Annotated in this window: 19 protein-coding genes and 1 tRNA gene; 7 read left to right on the plus strand and 13 right to left on the minus strand. The window is 41.1% G+C overall.

Annotated elements, in window-relative coordinates; genetic code table 11:
* Positions 1–3 precede the first annotated feature (3 nt).
* Positions 4–426 carry a putative toxin-antitoxin system toxin component, PIN family gene (locus tag ABD930_RS02530; protein WP_345230113.1) on the plus strand — a complete coding sequence of 141 codons (423 nt, stop codon included), beginning with the start codon at positions 4–6 and terminating at the stop codon, positions 424–426.
* A gap of 14 nt (positions 427–440) precedes the next feature.
* Here the strand turns inward: ABD930_RS02530 and ABD930_RS02535 are convergent, their stop codons facing one another.
* The 3 genes from ABD930_RS02535 to ABD930_RS02545 form a co-directional block, all read right to left on the minus strand.
* Positions 441–1,718 (minus strand): TraG family conjugative transposon ATPase, encoded by a 1,278-nt coding sequence (locus ABD930_RS02535; protein WP_345230114.1) that lies wholly within the window; start codon positions 1,716–1,718, stop codon positions 441–443.
* Between the two features lie 164 nt (positions 1,719–1,882).
* Positions 1,883–2,761, minus strand: coding sequence for a DMT family transporter (locus ABD930_RS02540; protein WP_345230115.1), 879 nt, complete (start codon positions 2,759–2,761; stop codon positions 1,883–1,885).
* 1 nt (position 2,762) lies between these two features.
* Entirely contained in the window at positions 2,763–3,200 is a 438-nt protein-coding gene (locus ABD930_RS02545) for a DUF2000 domain-containing protein (RefSeq protein WP_345230116.1), read from the minus strand.
* A 146-nt stretch (positions 3,201–3,346) separates the two neighbouring features.
* On the opposite strand from ABD930_RS02545, the gene ABD930_RS02550 reads away from it, so the two are divergent.
* Positions 3,347–3,820, plus strand: a complete 474-nt coding sequence (locus ABD930_RS02550; protein WP_345230117.1) for an Lrp/AsnC family transcriptional regulator — start codon at positions 3,347–3,349, stop codon at positions 3,818–3,820.
* A gap of 240 nt (positions 3,821–4,060) precedes the next feature.
* Here the strand turns inward: ABD930_RS02550 and ABD930_RS02555 are convergent, their stop codons facing one another.
* Both ABD930_RS02555 and ABD930_RS02560 read right to left on the minus strand, forming a co-directional pair.
* Entirely contained in the window at positions 4,061–4,516 is a 456-nt protein-coding gene (locus ABD930_RS02555) for a DoxX family protein (protein ID WP_345230118.1), read from the minus strand.
* Positions 4,517–4,589: 73 nt separating this feature from the next.
* Entirely contained in the window at positions 4,590–5,171 is a 582-nt protein-coding gene (locus tag ABD930_RS02560; RefSeq protein WP_345230121.1) for a Crp/Fnr family transcriptional regulator, read from the minus strand.
* A gap of 587 nt (positions 5,172–5,758) precedes the next feature.
* Between ABD930_RS02560 and ABD930_RS02565 the strand changes: the two genes are divergently transcribed.
* On the plus strand, positions 5,759–5,965 hold the full coding sequence (locus ABD930_RS02565) for a hypothetical protein (protein WP_345230123.1): 207 nt from the start codon (positions 5,759–5,761) through the stop codon (positions 5,963–5,965).
* Between the two features lie 259 nt (positions 5,966–6,224).
* Here ABD930_RS02565 and ABD930_RS02570 read toward each other — a convergent pair whose 3' ends face one another.
* Together ABD930_RS02570 and ABD930_RS02575 are read right to left on the minus strand one after the other, a co-directional pair.
* The gene (locus ABD930_RS02570) at positions 6,225–7,526 is read right to left on the minus strand and encodes a phage integrase SAM-like domain-containing protein (protein ID WP_345230124.1); all 1,302 of its coding nucleotides are present in this window, start codon (positions 7,524–7,526) and stop codon (positions 6,225–6,227) included.
* Between the two features lie 185 nt (positions 7,527–7,711).
* A tRNA-Ile gene (locus ABD930_RS02575) sits at positions 7,712–7,785 on the minus strand.
* Between the two features lie 237 nt (positions 7,786–8,022).
* On the opposite strand from ABD930_RS02575, the gene ABD930_RS02580 reads away from it, so the two are divergent.
* The gene (locus tag ABD930_RS02580; protein WP_345230126.1) at positions 8,023–8,655 is read left to right on the plus strand and encodes an HAD family hydrolase; all 633 of its coding nucleotides are present in this window, start codon (positions 8,023–8,025) and stop codon (positions 8,653–8,655) included.
* Positions 8,656–8,830: 175 nt separating this feature from the next.
* On the opposite strand, the gene ABD930_RS02585 is transcribed toward ABD930_RS02580, so the two are convergent.
* A complete protein-coding gene (locus ABD930_RS02585; protein ID WP_345230127.1) occupies positions 8,831–10,042 on the minus strand; it encodes a proline dehydrogenase family protein in 1,212 nt (403 codons plus the stop codon).
* A 92-nt stretch (positions 10,043–10,134) separates the two neighbouring features.
* Between ABD930_RS02585 and ABD930_RS02590 the strand changes: the two genes are divergently transcribed.
* The 3 genes from ABD930_RS02590 to ABD930_RS02600 all read left to right on the plus strand — a co-directional run bounded on the left by ABD930_RS02590 (position 10,135) and on the right by ABD930_RS02600 (position 12,273).
* Positions 10,135–10,341, plus strand: coding sequence for an RNA-binding S4 domain-containing protein (locus tag ABD930_RS02590; protein WP_345230129.1), 207 nt, complete (start codon positions 10,135–10,137; stop codon positions 10,339–10,341).
* 36 nt (positions 10,342–10,377) lie between these two features.
* Positions 10,378–11,457, plus strand: coding sequence for a 3-dehydroquinate synthase (gene aroB, locus ABD930_RS02595; RefSeq protein WP_345230130.1), 1,080 nt, complete (start codon positions 10,378–10,380; stop codon positions 11,455–11,457).
* A gap of 63 nt (positions 11,458–11,520) precedes the next feature.
* Positions 11,521–12,273 carry a ThuA domain-containing protein gene (locus ABD930_RS02600; protein WP_345230132.1) on the plus strand — a complete coding sequence of 251 codons (753 nt, stop codon included), beginning with the start codon at positions 11,521–11,523 and terminating at the stop codon, positions 12,271–12,273.
* A 129-nt stretch (positions 12,274–12,402) separates the two neighbouring features.
* Here ABD930_RS02600 and ilvA read toward each other — a convergent pair whose 3' ends face one another.
* The 5 genes from ilvA to leuC all read right to left on the minus strand — a co-directional run bounded on the left by ilvA (position 12,403) and on the right by leuC (position 18,433).
* Positions 12,403–13,641, minus strand: a complete 1,239-nt coding sequence (gene ilvA, locus ABD930_RS02605) for a threonine ammonia-lyase IlvA (protein ID WP_345230134.1) — start codon at positions 13,639–13,641, stop codon at positions 12,403–12,405.
* Positions 13,642–13,650: 9 nt separating this feature from the next.
* Positions 13,651–14,712 carry a 3-isopropylmalate dehydrogenase gene (gene leuB / locus ABD930_RS02610; protein ID WP_345230135.1) on the minus strand — a complete coding sequence of 354 codons (1,062 nt, stop codon included), beginning with the start codon at positions 14,710–14,712 and terminating at the stop codon, positions 13,651–13,653.
* 113 nt (positions 14,713–14,825) lie between these two features.
* Positions 14,826–16,340: an alpha-isopropylmalate synthase regulatory domain-containing protein gene (locus ABD930_RS02615; RefSeq protein ID WP_345230137.1), complete on the minus strand. Its 1,515-nt coding sequence runs from the start codon at positions 16,338–16,340 to the stop codon at positions 14,826–14,828.
* A 96-nt stretch (positions 16,341–16,436) separates the two neighbouring features.
* Positions 16,437–17,033 (minus strand): 3-isopropylmalate dehydratase small subunit, encoded by a 597-nt coding sequence (leuD, locus tag ABD930_RS02620; protein WP_345230138.1) that lies wholly within the window; start codon positions 17,031–17,033, stop codon positions 16,437–16,439.
* 5 nt (positions 17,034–17,038) lie between these two features.
* Entirely contained in the window at positions 17,039–18,433 is a 1,395-nt protein-coding gene (leuC, locus tag ABD930_RS02625) for a 3-isopropylmalate dehydratase large subunit (RefSeq protein WP_345230139.1), read from the minus strand.
* Positions 18,434–18,469: the final 36 nt, after the last annotated feature.

Raw genomic sequence — 18,469 nt, forward strand, 5'->3', positions numbered from 1 at the left:
TTTATGACCATTGTTCTGGATTCCAATGTCCTTGTAGCTGCCATCGGTACAAAAAACAAGTTCCGTCCTATTTGGGATGCGTTTTTAGATAGTCGATTCTTTATTGCGGTCTCCGAGGATATCCTGAAAGAATACGAGGAAATCCTCCAACGGCTTGCGGCTCCGGGAGTGGCTCCGTTCATTATGGGCGTCTTTGAGGAAAGCCCCGAAGTTATAATCTGTCAGGCTTACTACAAATGGAACATTATAACGGCGGATCCTGACGACAATAAGTTTTTTGATATTGCCGTTGCCTCAAATGCTGATTTTTTGGTTACAAACGATCACCATTTCAATATTGCCAAAAGACTTGAATTTCCTAAAGTCAACATCATTACCCCAAAAGAGTTCATGGAAGTTTTAGCGGATGGCGATGCAAAAACTTAGGAACCACCCCATTTTTAAAAATCTGGTTTAAAGTATTCCTTTGCAGCCTCAACAGGTGCATTGTTCTCGTTCACCCTTTGCACAAAATCGCCCAATGCAAGGCCGCTCTTTTCCATGTCGGACACGAACGCCGTTAGGGCGGCGGGGTAGCTTCCGTATTGTTTGGCGTAAATCTCCACGGCACTTTTTTCGGGTTTTTCGGTCGTGAATGCCAAGTGGTGGTAAATGCTGACCTCTACGCCGTACACTTCCCCAACGTTTCCCCGACGTATATAAAACTCGTTGAAACGGGCGCGCCCCTCTTTGTTTTCAAGGCGGTTTATTGTGAAAATCTTTTTCTGTTCGGCTTCGTTGATGGAGAGCAATTCGGCGACCTTTCTAAAATCGGCTTCGTTCTGTTGCAGTAGGATAATGGTGTCCGAGTTGTTTATGATGCTGTCCTTGATTATGGGGTTGCCGATGATGTCGTTGATCTCCTGTGTCACCTCGATGATCTCGCCCCAGAATTTCCGTACGGTCTTGTTTAGGTATAAAAGGAAATTCGCCATCATGGGCGACGAAATGGCCCGCCATGCTTCTTCCAAGATCAGCGTTTTCCGGCGGTTCTTCCGGTGGCGCATCTTCTGCACGAACAGATCCATGATTATCAATGTCACGATTGGCAGCAACGTCTTGTTATTCTGTATATTGTCAATTTCATAGACTATGAATTGCTCGTTGAACAGGGATTGGTCGGCTTCCTCGTTCAATATGGCTTCATATTCACCCCCTCGATAAAACTTCTTTAGCACAAACCGAAATTCCTCTACGTCAAAAGCAATGCTTTCTTCATTCCTTATATCGGGGATTTTCCGAACGGCAAATTCATAAAAGGAATTAAAGTCCAGTTTGTCTATTCGATCTTCGATGGCCTTATCGAAATGATGGGCATAATAAGCTGAAATGACATTGGAAATTACGTCTCGCTCCACGGTGGTCACCGTACCCTCTGAACCTTTCCAGAGCAGGCAGATCAACGTTATCAAGAAATCCTTTTTCTCGATGTTGTATTCTTCCTCGCTGATCGCAAAGGGGTTCATCGTGATCGGCTTTTCTTCCGAATAGGTGATGTACTTGCCCCCATAAGTACTGCAAAGACCGGAATATGAATGCCCCACGTCCACGATCACCACGTCCATGTTGTATTGCAGGTACTGCTGACAGATCGCATTTATGGCATAACTTTTACCCGTACCACTGCTCCCCAAAACGAAGCGATTGCGAAGACGTATTTTTTTATTTCGGACAGGCATTCTACAATCAGATGTATAACAGCTTCTATCCGTTGTACAGAGCAATCAGCATCAATCCCCGTTTCGGTGATTGAAGTTTCAAGTTTAGAAAGTGTTTCATTGTAAAATTTGTCCATTTTGTCATGTTTCACAAGGTTTTAGATTTTTTAAATACGATTTTAGGATTACCGTTGTTTTTCTGCGATATACACACCTGCAATAATACACAGCGCACCTGCAAGCGAGATGAAAGTAACTGTTTCCCCAAGAAAGACAGCAGAGGTCAGCATAGTGGAAAACGGAACCATATAAATATAGTTTGCTGTTTGGGATGCTCCCAGTTCCTTGACGGCATAATTCCACATGATATAACAGAGCATGGATGCTATCAGCCCGAGAAAGAGCAGGTTGCCCCAGATTACAGGTTGGCGCAGTAAACCGGTTTTTATTTCCAACGGATAGAACAGAAAATAAAAGCACAGGGATAAAACCCCGTAAAAGAAAACTTTACGGGTTATAAACAACGTATCATACTTTGACGTTAGCTTCTTTAGCACAAGGCAGTAAACCGCCCACAGGATTGAAGCAACAATTGTCAGCGCATCTCCTATCGGATTGATGTCGAAAACAAAACTCCCGTTAAAAACCACCAGACCTACACCGAGCAAAGCAATCAGAGAACCTAACATGACTTTTCTCCGCAGAGGGGTTCTGTAAATCAGAAAAGACAGTAGCACGGTGAATAAGGGAGACGTACAGATAAGCAATGAAACATTTGATGCCAATGTAATGCCCAATGCCGTATTCTCCGCCATAAAGAAAAGAGAGCCACCGGATAAGCCACATACGAACAGCCAAAATTCGTCCTTGTAACTCTCTGCCCATTTCTTTCCGTGGGAAATAAAAAGTGTACACAGGTAGGCAAGTAAGAAACGGTAAAAGAAAATTTCAACAGGGGAAAGACCTTTATTTATCAGTATTTTTGTCGACACATAAGTCGTTCCCCATATTATTATCGTGACTGTTGCCAAAAAATGGTAAAATAGTGTTCTGTTTTTTAGCATATCACCTAATCAAACTTAAATTTCCGGTAGCCTTGTTTATACTTTTTTTATCGCCATACACGGCTATGCCGATGTAGCAGATGTCGGTTTCGTCCGTTGCGAGCAGGACGGTTTCATAGTGTTGGTATGTTTTGGATTTTTGGGCGATGTCGGAAAAGTCTACGATTACCATGTCTTCGATATGGAGCGACAGCAGATGCCTGCGTATCTCCTTTATCCTTTCGGGCGATGCGCCCAATATGGGAATTGGCATCTGGGTGATGCCAAGATGTTTTTCTCCCTGCTTGTCATACACATCCTGCCCTACAATATTCCCTACCTGCCTGCCCAATGAAATCGACAGGACACTTGCGGTATTGGCGATAATCCCTGTCGGTTGCGTGCTGTCTATTATCAGTACACATTTTTTTGTTTCGATAGCTGTCTTGATGTTGTCCATTTTTTTGAATTATGTTTTGCCAAATTTACGCATGATGGTATTTTATACTAAGAGGTATTGAAAAATTGGGAATTATTCCTAAATTTGCCTTTAATTTTATCTAAAATTCCTTATTCAAACTCTTTGAGATATTAAGAACGGGAAAAATGACTATGGCGAGATTGGACAAAACCGATATTGGTATATTGAGTGCCTTACAGGACAATGCTAAACTGAACGTGAAAGAACTGTCAGATTTGTTGCACATATCCAAGACCCCTGTTTATGAGCGTATAAAACGTCTCGAAAGTGAGGGGTACATCAAAAGATACGTGGCTTTGGTGGACAACAAGAAAGTAGGATTGCCATTAATCGTTTTTTGCAACGTGTCTCTGGCTGTACACGATGATGAACATATCAAACGCTTCCAAGAAGAAATCAAGAATATTGAAGAAATCGTGGAGTGCTATTCTACTGGTGGGATGTACGACTTTCTTATAAAGGTTGTTCTTAAAGACCTTGACCATTACAACCTTTTTGCATTCGAGAAGTTGACAAAAGTTCAAGGGATTGTTAAGATGCAGAGTTCATTTGTATTGGGGGAGATAAAAAACGTAACTGCGTTAAATATCCCATATTAAATCAACTTTATTTATAATTCTACTACAACTTTGCAACGGTATATCCTGTCTCAATCTGTAAATGTACCATATTCATAAAAATGCCCAAACCTTAATGTGTAGGCATTATCATGTTCCTTATTTACATTTATAAAATACCTCTAATGTTTGCCCGATGCCAGGATGGTTTAGAACGGTCTGTTTTGTTTTCAAGCCCAGAAAAACGGACTACGTTTTCTTTTCTTAAAAGCCGAATAATGCTTATTGCATCTTTACGATGATGTTGTCCGCAGAATATTTGCCTCCACCGTTAATCAGGCTAACAATGCAAAGCCCAATCATCAGTATAAAAAATTCATAGCCCTCACCTTGTTGGTTGCCAAACCAATTCATAAAAAATCCGTGTTCCAAATGTGAAGAAAAAACAACACCGATACACAAAATAATTGTCAATGCTGACCACAAACGGGTAGCAAAACCCGCAATCAAAGATAATGCACCAAAAAACTCTATGGCGATAACCATAAAGGCAATAAGCCAAGGCAAATTCATTGCGTTGGTGAAAAAGTCCATTGTTCCGCTAAAGCCATAACCACCCCACCAACCGAGCAATTTCTGCGCTCCGTGTGGAAAGAATACGATACCGATAGACAGGCGAGATACCAACCCTGCCCAATCGCTATCTGTTTGAAGTGTTCTAATAATTTTCATTTTCATACTACCTTTGTTTTAAGTTATTCTGCAAAGCTACGGGCGTATGATGAGCTAAAAATTAAAGTAGTTTAATAATTCACTTTCGGGCAATTCTTCTACGCAACATACTTAAAAATACCGGTGTGATACCGAGATAAGAAGCTATTTGTTTTTGTGATATTCGTTGTTCCAAAGTTGGGTAACGCTCTACAAAATCATTATAACGTTGTTCGGCTGTATAGGAAAGGTTTTGGTTAATGCGTATTTGTTGGCTGATAAAAGCGTTTTGTATGATAATTCTGAAAAAGCGTTCAAACTTAGGCACTCTTTCGTAAAGTAAATCAAGGTTGGGTTTTGTGATTTGTAAAACTTCGGTTTCTTCCAATGCGTCAATGAAATAGTGTGCAGGGGTTTTAGTCAAAAGACTTGAAAGGTCACCCACCCACCAATCTTCTACCCCAAACATTACAATATGTTCAAATCCGTTTTCGTCAACGGTATAAGTACGTGTGCAACCTTTTATGATAAAATTTTCCGTTTTGCAAGGCTCGCCTTGTCGAAGTAAAAAACTTTTTCTTTTAATTGTCTTATGTTCAAGTAACGAAATAAAGAAATCAGCTTCCATATCGTCAAGCTGAATATGTTTTGCAACATTTTTTAATATCAGTTCATAGTTCATTCTGTTTGTTCTGCTTTCTGTTTGTTTAACGCTATGCAGGTGTTTGAAGCCAGCCAAATTTTTATTCCATTCAACAAAATTAAATAAATCTCTGAACCTGTTTTCCTTGACATTTGTTTTGTGTAGTGAGAGTGGAGTATGAAGTGACCGAAGAAACGAACAACTAACAGTTGATAGAGCGTTATAAAAAGAAACAGAGGATCTGCAAGTCTCTGTTTCTCTTTAAGCCAATACTATTTTACTCTTGCTGTATCAAATACTGTAAATCGGGGTCATTGGTAAATTGGAATTAGAAAACAGCTATTTTTCGTCCTGCTCGTCCATTTTCCCTATAACTCTATCTTTCATTAAAATAGAGTTAATTGTTATCTTTGTACAAAGATATTCTTGAAGCGTTTTTGCTTTGAGTCCCGGACTGAAACTTAGGAACTTTCAATGACAATGGGATTATAAGTGAAGAACGCTCATGCTTTGGCGTGGGCGCACTTATTGTTGTCATGGTTTCCTAAGACCACAGTCCGATAAGTTGTTGCCTACGCTTATTTAAAAGACGGCAACATGATGGTTTGAAATCAACTTTTTATAATATGGCGGCCGTAACTCATTTCCCCGATTTTGAATATTCCGCTTCGGAAGTTTTCAAGTATATGTATATCCTTAAAGATTTTACCCTGATGCTGAATGATGGGGATATTGTAAAATTTACTCCTGATGACGAGGATGCTTTTAAAAAATGGTTGGATGATAATGGAGTACAGAATATCAGAGAGGAAAGTAATTGGGTGGTGAAATAGTAAACCATATCACCACCTATATATTAGCGTCTCCGTCTTCTCGGTTTTGTCGTTGTCCATATAAAAATCGCCCAGACACCAAAAGCCACCGAGTAGCCCGGCCACGGGTTTTGCATACTCAAAGCGGCGAAATATCCGAATGTTGCAATGATGCAGGTTATGAAAAATAAAATTATAGTCCTCATAGTATTTCAAATTTACGTTTTTAAATCAAAAAGAATTACATGGGGTTGATCCCCATGTAATTCGGTTACGTTTATTAGGCAGCGATGCGTTCCCTTTTGTTCTCTTTTTGTATTTTCTTCATCACCTTGATTTCAACTTTTCTAAGCTGCGCAATGACTTTCCGCTGTACGTCGTCCACAATCTTCCAATCTTTGGCAATGTAAATATCTGTTGTACGATTGCCCTCGTCAACGTGATTAAGCGCAAGAGCCACATCGTCTTTGCTCATACGACAATCGTTCCTCGCCGTGTTCGCAAATGTGTGTCTCGCCCAATACAAAGTTAGTTCGGGTATGCCAGTCAACTTGCGTAATTGCTCCATGCCTTTACATAATGCCCAATTAAGGGCATTGGCACTTGAATAGCGTTCACGCAATTTGCCTAAATATTTTTCCAATAAAGGCTTGGCTTCATCAACAATCTTAATACTGATAAAGGCATTGTCCTTGCGTTTGCCCTGTGTCTTGGAACGGTTATAGTCTAAACGTCCGTTTCTAACGTCACGTTCTGTTATTTGATACAGGTTTACGGCATTTATGCCACAGAGGTAAAACGAAAGCATATAAATTTCCTTAGCCAATTCCGCACGGCTTCCGGGGATGGTTACACAATCCCGAATAGTCAATACTTGTTCAAGTGTATTGTTCCTTTTCTTGGTGAGGGGTGGGGAACCAACCTTGTATTTCTTGAATGGATAATGCTTGATGCGGTATATTCCGAGGTCTTCGTTATTATACATTTCTCGTGCAGCATTGAACAATGTTCTTAAATCCCTCATGTGATTATGCAGTCCACTATCAGACAATCCTTTTTCGGTTGTGACAACTGGCTTGTTGTCTTGGTTGTAACGTGTCATTTTACGCTCCGACCTTAAATAACGCTCATACGTCATCAGCATATTGGAATTGATTTCCTTGATGGAAACCGATGGCCGTTTAAAATAATCGACAAGACTGTTACGGATTACTGATTGATTTTTGGCCGATCCACCGCGCCCCTCTTTTTTTAGGCGTTCGATGTGTTGAGTACAAAACTTAATAAAGTCGATGTCCTCGTCCTTATCACGTAGGTAATCCCGTAGTGAATCGGCGGTGAAATAATCCAGACGGTCGTCAAGTTCACTAATCATCTTTCGATAATCCCTTAGCTGTTGCTCGACCTTGTCTGCAATAAAAGGGTCTTTGATTTTGTAATCCTTTGTAAGTTGCTTCTTGACCACATAATGGTTTGTGTCAAGATACCTCCTTAAATTTTTGTGGTGGACACAAATTTTGACATTGTAGGTGCCATCAGATTTCTTGTGATGTTCAAACACCTTGGCGCTAACTGTTGCCATAATTTTCTTTCAATTAGTACGCAAAATTTCCGTAACGTATTTGTAACGGTTTTGCGTGAAGTTCAACAAAAAACTATGTAAAGTCAGCCGTAGGGGAGATTTACCCGTGACCGTGTTACCGACGAAATCGGCTCAAAAAATGACAAAAAAAACCGCTTCAAAATTTCTTCTGAAACGGCTTTTTGTGCGCCCAGCTGGGCTCGAACCAGCGACCAAGAGATTATGAGTCTCCTACTCTAACCAACTGAGCTATAGGCGCTTACGTTATTTTTCCTGTCGTTAAACAGGGGATTTATTGTAAGTTTTTGAGTTTTTACAAACTCGGTAATTCTGCTGTCAAAAGGAACCTTGTTCCAACTATGCATTCCTCATTTTCAGCACCTTAGCCTCTTAGATTATGAGTCTTCTACTCTAACCAACTGAGCTATAGGCGCGGCAATCATTGCTGATTTGCGAGTGCAATTTTACATATTTGTAGGCACAATTGAAAATTATTATGCAAAATATTGAAAATATTATATTCGATTATGGCAACGTTATTTTTATGCTTGATTTTGCCAAAGTATACCAAGCTTTTAAGAGGTTAGGCATCAGCAACGTAACACCATTATTTGCCCATACAGGTCAAAGTGAGCTCTTTGATGCATTTGATGTGGGAAAAATCACGGCTGCACAATTTAGAGATGGTATTCGGGAAGTTACGGGTAATCGGAATTTGAATGATGAGCAAATCGATGAGGCTTGGAATGCATTATTATTAGGCATTCCTAAGGGACGTCATGAGCTACTGCTGCAATTAAAGCAGCGTTACCGTACTTTTCTATTAAGTAATAATAACGAAATCCATTATCGCTGGATTATGCAATACCTCAAAAAGGAATATAATTTAGTAGACAACTCCAGTTTTTTTGTTAAAGACTATTACTCCCATTTAATGGGAATGCGAAAACCAAATCGGGATATTTTTGAACATGTACTGCAAGAAAACGGGCTTCATCCAGAGAAAACCCTATTTATAGATGATAGTCCACAACATATTGCTACGGCAAAAGCGTTACATATGCAAGCAGAATTATTAACGGCACCGGATACTTTAGAACAATTAATTGAGCGTAAAAAGCTTATTTAACCCGGATGCTGTAAATGTACAACATGGCAAGATCCGGAACTTTCGGTACGGAAACTATGCATAAACCTCATTTAGAAGTTGCTTCTTGGTCTTGGAAACGAAGACGTTCGGAAAAAACAGATGAGAAATACCGAATGAGCCGTTTCTCGTTAATAAGCTTCTACGCAAGATAAACTTATAGACGCGTCGTTTTCCTACGCTTTTGTTCGGCAATGATTAAGCTTAGTTCTCGACTGGTTTGTCCCGCTACCGAGGTGTTTTCTTGTGCACGTCTGAATAAATAAGGCATAACTGCTTTCACCGGACCATAGGGCATATATTTAGCGACATTATAGCCTGCTTCCGATAAATTGAAACTAAGGTGGTCACTCATGCCAAATAGTTGCGCAAAATAAATACGTTTATCGCTTCTGGCTATACCGCGTTTATCCAGTTCTTCGGCTAGAAGACGACTGCTTGCTTCATTATGTGTACCCGCCATGAAACCCATATGGTCCAGATGGTCCAGGCAGAAATGGATGGCTTCATTGTAATCCCGATCAGTAGCTTCTTTAGTAGGTTGGATAGGTGAAGGATAATCCATTTTCTTGGCCCTGTCGCGCTCGATTTCCATATAGGCACCTCTCACTAATTTTGCTCCCAAATGAAAACCATCGGTCTGCGCTAGGTATAGATCGGCTTTTAGAGCGGCCAAAATATCCGATCGATAAAGTTGATAGGTATTATACACCAATGGCTTTTCTTTATTGTATTTGCGCATCATTTCCCGAGCCAAGTCGTCGATAATGTCTTGTATCCAAGAGTGTTCGGCATCGATTAATACCGCAATATTGGCGTCATGAGCTGCGCGGCAAATACTATCTACGCGCATTTTTATACGGGAGAATTCTTCCTCTTCTGCCGCATGAAGAGCCTCCTTGGCGTTCACCTTAGCTAATAAATCGAAACGGCCTAGTCCCGTTACTTTAAAAACGGAGAACGGAATGTTATGATCTTGTTTTGCCCGGTTAATGGTTTTTAAGATTTCGGTTAATACCTGATCAAAGGTTTCTTCTGTATCCTCGCCTTCTACGGAATAATCTAAGATGGTACCTACGTGTTGACTGGCTAATAATTGAATGGATTGTTCGCAATTGGCGATGGTTTCGCCCCCACAGAAGTGTTCAAATATTGTCTTGCGTATAATACCGGTAATGGGTAATCCGATTCGAAGTGCAAAATTAGTTGCAGGCGGACCAACTTTTGTCAAAAAGTTGCTGGAAATAATCTTAAATAGCCAATAAGCACGATTTAATGCTGCATTGGTTTTGCTGCGGAAAGCAACTTCCGTATTATTAAAGGTAAGTTTTTTTCCGGTGGTCGTACGTGGTTCTTCGTGTGAAATCATACAGCAAACTTAGATAAAAAAATGATAGGTTGAATGGTGGAAAATGTCATTTTAATTCGTTGAGATGTTAGAATTTTATGTAGGTTTGATTAATGATACATTTTAAGCTAGATGGCGAATATATCCATCTAATTCAATTGTTAAAGGCAGTTAATGCTGTTGAGAATGGAGGAGAAGCGCAAGCAGTGGTTAGTGACGGGTTGGTTTGTTGTAACGGAGAAACAGAGTATCGAAAGCGGTATAAGGTCCGAAAAGGCGATACGATTGAATTTTTGAATTATAAAATAATGGTTGAATAGTTGAAAAGGTTAATTGGATACGAACAACTAAATAGTATGATAAACGAAATACAGAGTAATACCTACGCAGTTTTTTTTGACAAAAGTTTAAAGGCACTTGAAGATTTTCTAGAAACCCATTCGTATTCTAAGATATTTATTTTAACTGATCGCAATACAGGGGAGTACTGTTTGCCTGTACTTAGGAAAGCATTACCTACCCTGACCAATTATGATTTAATTGAAATAGATCCTGGCGAGGAAAATAAGAACATCGATTTTTGTATTGGTATTTGGAAAATGCTACTGGATTTTGGGGCTGATCGAAAAAGCTTACTATTAAACTTGGGAGGAGGGGTGATTACCGATATTGGTGGCTTTGCAGCCTCTACTTTCAAAAGGGGGATTGACTTTATACAGCTGCCTACCACTTTACTGTCACAAGTAGACGCATCTGTCGGGGGAAAAACCGGTATCGATATGGATGGTGTGAAAAATATTATCGGAACGTTCACACAACCTAAAGCAGTCTTTATCAATAGCCAATTTTTAGCAACACTGGATCGTAAACAAATCATATCAGGGTTTGCCGAAATGGTGAAACATGGACTAATATATGATAAAGGCTACTTTGAAACGCTACAAGGGGTTGATTTTTCAGCTATTGATGAAACATACATCATCCGTTCTGTAGAAATCAAGAATGATGTGGTAACGAAAGATCCAACAGAGAAAGGATTACGTAAAATTTTAAATTTTGGGCATACGATTGGTCATGCTATAGAAAGTTACTCTTTGGCTCATGACTCTTTCCCCTTGCTCCATGGTGAGGCAATTGCGGTTGGTATGATTTGCGAGGCTTATCTTTCGCATCGCTTGAATAATCTCTCTCTAAATGAGCTTAATGAGGTTACAGCGTATATTCGGACCTTATTTCCGGCATATGTATTTAACCATTCAATTGATGATCAATTGTTTGAATATATGCTTAACGATAAGAAAAATACAGACGGTAAGATCGGTTTCGCTTTGTTAGCGCGAATTGGACATTGCACCTTCGATCATTATGTGGAGCGCGCATTAATTGTCGAGGCGCTAGACTATTACCGATCTTTAGAACTTAAGACATATGACTAAAGAAGTCTTCGTACTTGTGTCTTATGTCTTGATACCTTAAAAAAATTAAAAACCGAGTTAATTATGAGACAAATGAAATATGGCTTTACTTGTTTAATTTTCATGATGGCTGTTTTTAGCTTCTCCTTTTGTAAAGCGGAAACTAAGTCCAGTCGTCAAAAGGCCGAACCACGGGTGTTGGTGTTTTCTAAAACTGCGGGGTTTAGGCATGATTCCATTGAAAAAGGGACCGAAACGATTGAAGAACTGGGTAACGAAAATGGCTTTTTGGTTGATCACACAGAAGATGCGGGTCTTTTTACGGTAGACCATTTAAAGAAATATAAAGCGGTTATTTTTTTGAGCACAACAGGCGATGTGCTGAATGATGAGCAACAACGTGCTTTCGAAAATTACATCCATCATGGTGGTGGTTATGTTGGTGTGCACGCAGCTGCTGATACGGAATACGATTGGCCATGGTATAATCAATTGGCTGGTGCATGGTTTTTAAGTCATCCTAAGCAACAGGAGGCTACGATTCTTGTGGTAGACAAACATCATCTAGCTACCCGTCATTTACCCGACACTTGGAGAAGATGGGATGAATGGTACAATTACAAATCGATTAGTCCAACGATTCACGTATTAATGAAGTTGGATGAAAAGAGCTATGAAGGTGGCCAGAATGGTGATAACCATCCAATCGCTTGGTACCATAAATTTGAAGGAGGAAGGGCATTTTATACCGGATTGGGCCATACTAAGGAAAGCTATGATGACGTGGCATTCCGGCAACATCTATTGGGAGGAATTAAATATGCCATGGGGAAATAGTTAACTGGGGAGTAGGGAACATGTTAACTTGTGAGTAGTTAATTTGACAAGTTAACCCGTTCCCAGTTTCCCTATTCCCTAAGTCAGTTCGTTCGACAGGGGTTACTCGTTCCCAGTTTCCCTATTCCCCTAAATAAGGTATTCAAACAAGGTTTGATCGGAATTGACTTCTTTATAATCAAAACGGTATTGCTGCATGCGTTGTACGAGTGCCTTATAATCGTCAGCTTGTTGCAATTCGATACCGACCAACGCGGGACCCCGCTCGCGCTCGGTTTTCTTAATAAACTCGAAGCGGGTAATGTCATCATGAGGGCCTAATACCTCGTTAACAAAGAGTTTTAAAGCTCCTGGGCGTTGGGGAAAGCGAACGATGAAATAATGTTTGAGACCTTCATAGAGTAAGGATAACTCTTTAATTTCTGCCATGCGATCGATATCATTGTTCCCGCCACTGACGATACATACCACCTTTTTGCCTTTAATTTCTTCTTTACAAAAATCTAAGGCAGCTACCGCTAGCGCTCCGGCAGGCTCTACGACGATAGCGTCTTCGTTATATAACTTCAAGATGGTGGTACAGACTTTCCCTTCGGGTACCAGAAGCACCTTTTGCAAGATTTCTTTGCAAAGATCAAAGGTTAATGCCCCAATGCGTTTTACAGCGGCGCCATCAACAAAACGGTTGATCTGTGGAAGTGTTACCGGATGTCCTGCTGCCAATGCTGCTGTCATAGACGGTGCACCTTCTGGTTCTACGCCGATGATATCGATTGCAGGATTAATTCTTTTCACATAATTCCCTATGCCTGCTGCTATTCCGCCGCCGCCAATTGGAATGATAATGGCGTCGACATCCGGTAAATCCGCTAGGATTTCTACGCCAACCGTTCCTTGTCCTTCAACGATTCGATAATCATCAAAAGGTGGAATGAACGTCATATGATGAGCTTCGGTATACTCCAGCGCCTCTTGCAGGCAATCATCGAATGTGTCGCCCGTAAGGATAATCTCGATTTGCCCTTCGCCAAACATGGCCGTTTGGGTTACCTTTTGTTTTGGCGTAATACCCGGCATAAAAACGACCCCCCTAACGCCCAACTTACGACAGGAATAAGCGAAGCCTTGTGCATGGTTTCCCGCACTGGCACAGACCACCCCGTGTTCCAATTGTTCGGCCGATAAGGAGCTGACCATATTGTAGGCACCGCGCAGCTTGTATGATCGCACAACTTGTACGTCTTCACGCTTAAGGTATACCGCACAACCGTATTTTTCGGAAAGCCGTGGATGATAGTTTAATGGTGTGCGGTTAACAACGTGTTTTAATCGTTCGGAAGCAAGAAGGAAATCTAATTCGGGATGCATGTGGATGTGTTATATATTAGCCGCTAACCAATCGCCAACTTCACTGGTTTTATAGGCTTTATTGCCTTTTCCAGCTAAGTCTTCGGTAACAATACCTTCCGCTAATGATTTGTTAACTACTGTTCTAATGAGTTCGGCCTCTTCTTTTAGTCCAAATCCATCTTCAAACATCATCGCTGCAGATAATACAGTGGCAAGCGGATTAGCGATGTCTTTACCCGCAGCTTGTGGATAAGAACCGTGAATGGGTTCGAAAAGAGAAGTGTGTATGCCAATAGAAGAAGATGGCATTAAGCCCATAGAACCAGAAATAACTGAGGCTTCATCTGTAAGAATGTCTCCAAACAAGTTTTCTGTAATGATGACATCGTAGGAACTAGGCCATTGTACCAGGCGCATGGCAACAGCGTCTACAAACTCATAGCTTACTTCTACTGCTGGAAAATCTTTTTCCATGTCTTGTACAGTTTCTCTCCATAACCGTGAACTTTCCAATACGTTCGCTTTGTCTACACAACAGAGTTTTTTACGACGTCCCATGGCCATTTCAAAACCCAATTTAGCTAAACGCTGAATTTCTTCACGAGTATAGGTACACGTATCAAAAGCAGTATTACCTTCGTCTTTACGGCCGCGCTCACCAAAATAAATGCCACCGGTTAATTCGCGTAAGATGATAAGGTCTGTGCCTTCAATCCGTTCTCTTTTTAAGGGTGAATTCTCTATTAAAGAGGGAAAAGTAAAGGTAGGACGCACATTGGCATATAGCCCTAATTTTTTGCGCATTTTGAGTAAGCCTTGTTCAGGTCGTACAGTCGCTTTAGGGTCATGATCAAAACGTGGATGCCCGATAGCTCCAAATAGTACAGCGTCGGCTGCCATACACACCTCATGCGTTTCATCAGGATAAGGTTCACCCACAGCGTCAATGGCAGCTGCACCGGTTAAGGCTGATGTCCAGTTGACGGTATGATTAAATTTATGCGCTACAGCATTAACTACTTTTACAGCCTGGTCTACAACCTCTGGGCCAATTCCATCTCCCGCTAAAAGAGCGATATTTAAGTTCATAGTATTAAAGTAAAAAGTAAAAATTCAAAAATAAAAAGTAAAAGGCTGTAGGCTATAAGCTTTATGCTGTAGGCAACAACCAACAACTAATAACGATATAACGAACAACCACATTAAATAATATTCAACATTTTTTGAGTGGCCTTAATGGCGCAAACCGTTTGGTCAGAATCTAGACCACGGGTTACAAACGTACGATTATCGGTTTCCCAGGTAATCACGGTTTCGCATAAAGCATCTGAGCTACTACCAGGGGCGATGCGTACGGTATAGTCAATTAATTTCGGCAACTGAAGTTTTTTCTTTTGGTATACCTTGGTCAATGCTTTCATAAAAGCATCAAATTGCCCATCTCCCTGCGCGTGTTCTTCCATTAGTTTGCCATCGATGTATACAGCGATCGTTGCTGAAGGGCGAAGACCTTTGGCGTGGGTAAGTACATAAGATTCTACGCGTACTTTCTCAGCGTATAGATTGCTATCCAGTACATCTGAAATAATATAGGGCAGATCTTCTTTGGTGACGGTTTCTTTCCGGTCTCCCAATTCAATTACACGCTGGGTAACTTTTTTTAAATCTTCATGATTGAGTTTTAAGCCAAGCTCCTGCAGGTTTTTTTCAATATTGGCTTTTCCCGACGTTTTTCCCAGCGCATATTTGCGTTTTCTTCCAAAACGTTCAGGAAGCAAATCGTTAAAATACAGGTTGTTTTTATTGTCGCCATCGGCATGTATACCTGCTGTTTGCGTAAAGACGTTTTCGCCCACAATAGGTTTATTGGCGGGAATACGTACCCCCGAAAAAGTTTCCACCAATTTACTGACCTTATAAATCGACGATTCCTTAATGGTAATCGATGCTTCGGGCAGAAAATCATTGATGACCGCTACGGCACTAGCCATGGGGGCATTACCCGCCCGTTCGCCCATTCCATTGACCGTTAAGTGTAGGCCGTTTATACCCGCTTTAACGGCTTCAAATACATTGGCCGTTCCCAGATCGTAGTCGTTATGCGCGTGGAAGTCGAAATGCTGTTGCGGATATTTTGCCTTTAGGGCAGTAATATGTTGGAAGGTTTCCGTAGGAGTTAAGACTCCTAAGGTATCAGGAAGTAGAATCCTTTTGATAGGCTGCGTAGTTAGGAAAGCCAAATATGCCCATACATAATCGGGCGAATTTTTCATGCCATTGCTCCAATCTTCCAAGTAAACATTGGTTTCGATACCTTTTTCCTGGGCGAGCGAAATAATTTGAGCTATTTCTGCAAAATGTTGTTCTGGCGTTTTTTTTAGTTGGTGGGTTAAGTGGTTCAAAGAGCCCTTGGTCAAAAGGTTTTGTACACGAACACCTGCCTTTATCATCCAGTTGATCGAAACACCATTATCCACAAATGTCAATACTTCTATTGCTTGAAGATGTCCCTGCTCTTTTGCCCATGCCGCTATCGCTTTTACGGCTTCAAATTCACCTTCCGATACGCGTGCTGATGCGATTTCGACACGATCTACTAGCAATTCTTCTAAAAGTAATTGGGTAATTGTTCGTTTTTCTGAAATAGAAAAAGACACACCTGATGTTTGTTCTCCATCACGTAGAGTGGTGTCCATGATTTCTATTTTCCTTTTCATTCTAGCTTAAGTAAAAATTAAAGTTGTGAGTTGCCGGTTGCCAGTTGCGCGTGTTTAGCAAACTGTATAAATACGCACAACGCACAACTGGTAACTTTAAAACGGTAATGCAGTAGCAAAATCCTGAATCTCCTCTTTGATATTTTGCAAATAGTCAATATCGTCGAAACCATTGGCAAGATTATCCTTTTTATAGGGGCTAATGTCAAATTTTTCCTGTTCACCTGTTGATACTAAGGTAATACTTTGTTCCGGAAGGTTGACCACCAGTTTGGTCTGCGGATCAGCAAAAACAGCGCTGAATATTTTCTCCAGAAATGCAGGACTAACTTGTACCGGCAATACGCCAATGTTCAAGCAGTTGTTTCTAAAAATATCGGCAAAGAAGCTGGATACTACGCAACGAAAGCCGTAATCGTAAATGGCCCAAGCGGCATGTTCACGCGAAGAACCTGACCCAAAATTTTTGCCGCCCACTAAAATTTTACCTTCATAGGTCGGATCATTTAAAACAAAGTCTGTTTTAGGTGTATTATCTGCATTGTAACGCCAATCGCGAAAAAGATTATCGCCAAATCCTTTGCGTTCTGTCGCTTTTAAGAAGCGAGCAGGTATAATTTGATCGGTGTCTACATTCTCTATTGGAAGTGGAACCGCTGTACTTTCTAATATAGTGAATTTATCGTAAGCCATGGTATTTAAATTAATGTTCTGGGATCAGTAACTACGCCGGTTACCGCAGCAGCAGCAGCGACTAAGGGGCTAGCGAGCATCGTTCTTGCGCCAGGACCCTGCCGTCCTTCAAAGTTCCGGTTGGAAGTACTTACTGCATATTTACCAGCGGGTACCTTATCGTCGTTCATCGCCAGACAGGCAGAGCAACCCGGTTGCCGCAGGGTGAAACCTGCCTCGGTCAAGATATCCAATAATCCCTCTTTTTTGATTTGTTCTTCTACCACATGGGAACCAGGAACCAGCCATACCGTAACATCCGCTGCTTTTTTCTTGCCTTTAACCAAGGAAGTAAATGCCCGGAAATCCTCAATACGTCCGTTGGTACAGCTGCCCACAAAAACGTAGTCTACTTTTTTTCCCAGCATCGACTCGCCTTCATGAAAGCCCATGTAACCCAGGGATTTCTCGTAGGTTGTTACACCACCTTCAATGGCTGAGGCATTTGGAATATGATTGGAGATGCCCATTCCCATACCCGGATTTGTTCCGTAGGTAATCATGGGTTCAATGCTGCCGCCATCAAACGTAAATTCCTTATCAAATACAGCGTCTGCATCTGTTTTGAGGGTCTGCCAGTAGGCCATGGCTTTGTCCCAAGCTTCATCTTTAGGAGCAAATTCACGTCCTTTAACATAGTCAAATGTCGTTTGATCTGGAGCAATCATCCCACCACGTGCACCCATTTCAATACTTAGGTTACAAACGGTCATCCGCCCTTCCATACTCATCTTTTCAAAAACTTCTCCCGCATATTCCACGAAATATCCAGTCGCACCAGACGTAGTCAATTTAGAGATGATAAACAGCGCAACATCCTTTGGCGTAACGCCTTTGCCTAGCGTACCGGTGATGTTAATGCGCATCTTTTTGGGCTTTGGTTGCATAATGCATTGCGAAGCTAATACCATTTCTACTTCAGAGGTACCAATACCAAAAGCAATAGCGCCAAAAGCACCGTGTGTAGACGTATGTGAATCACCACATACAATGGTTGCACCTGGCAAAGTGATCCCATTTTCAGGGCCAATAACATGTACAATACCATTTTTTAAATGCCCTAAACCCCAATGCCGAATGCCATAAGCATTCGCATTTTCTTCCAAGGCTTTTAACTGATTTGCAGAAAGTGGATCAGCTACCGGTAAATGTTGGTTGAGGGTAGGGGTATTGTGATCTGCTGTTGCAAAGGTACGTTCCGGATATAATACCGTAATCCCTCGGTTTTTCAATCCTAAAAAGGCAACTGGACTAGTTACCTCATGGATCAAATGACGGTCGATAAATAACACATCGGGGCCACCCTCAATCTTGCGTACAACATGGGCATCCCACACCTTATCAAATAACGTCTTACTCATTTTTTTATTTATTTTTTATAAAGCCTATAGGCTTCA

This window comes from Olivibacter ginsenosidimutans, from assembly GCF_039542865.1.
Classification (GTDB): domain Bacteria; phylum Bacteroidota; class Bacteroidia; order Sphingobacteriales; family Sphingobacteriaceae; genus Olivibacter; species Olivibacter ginsenosidimutans.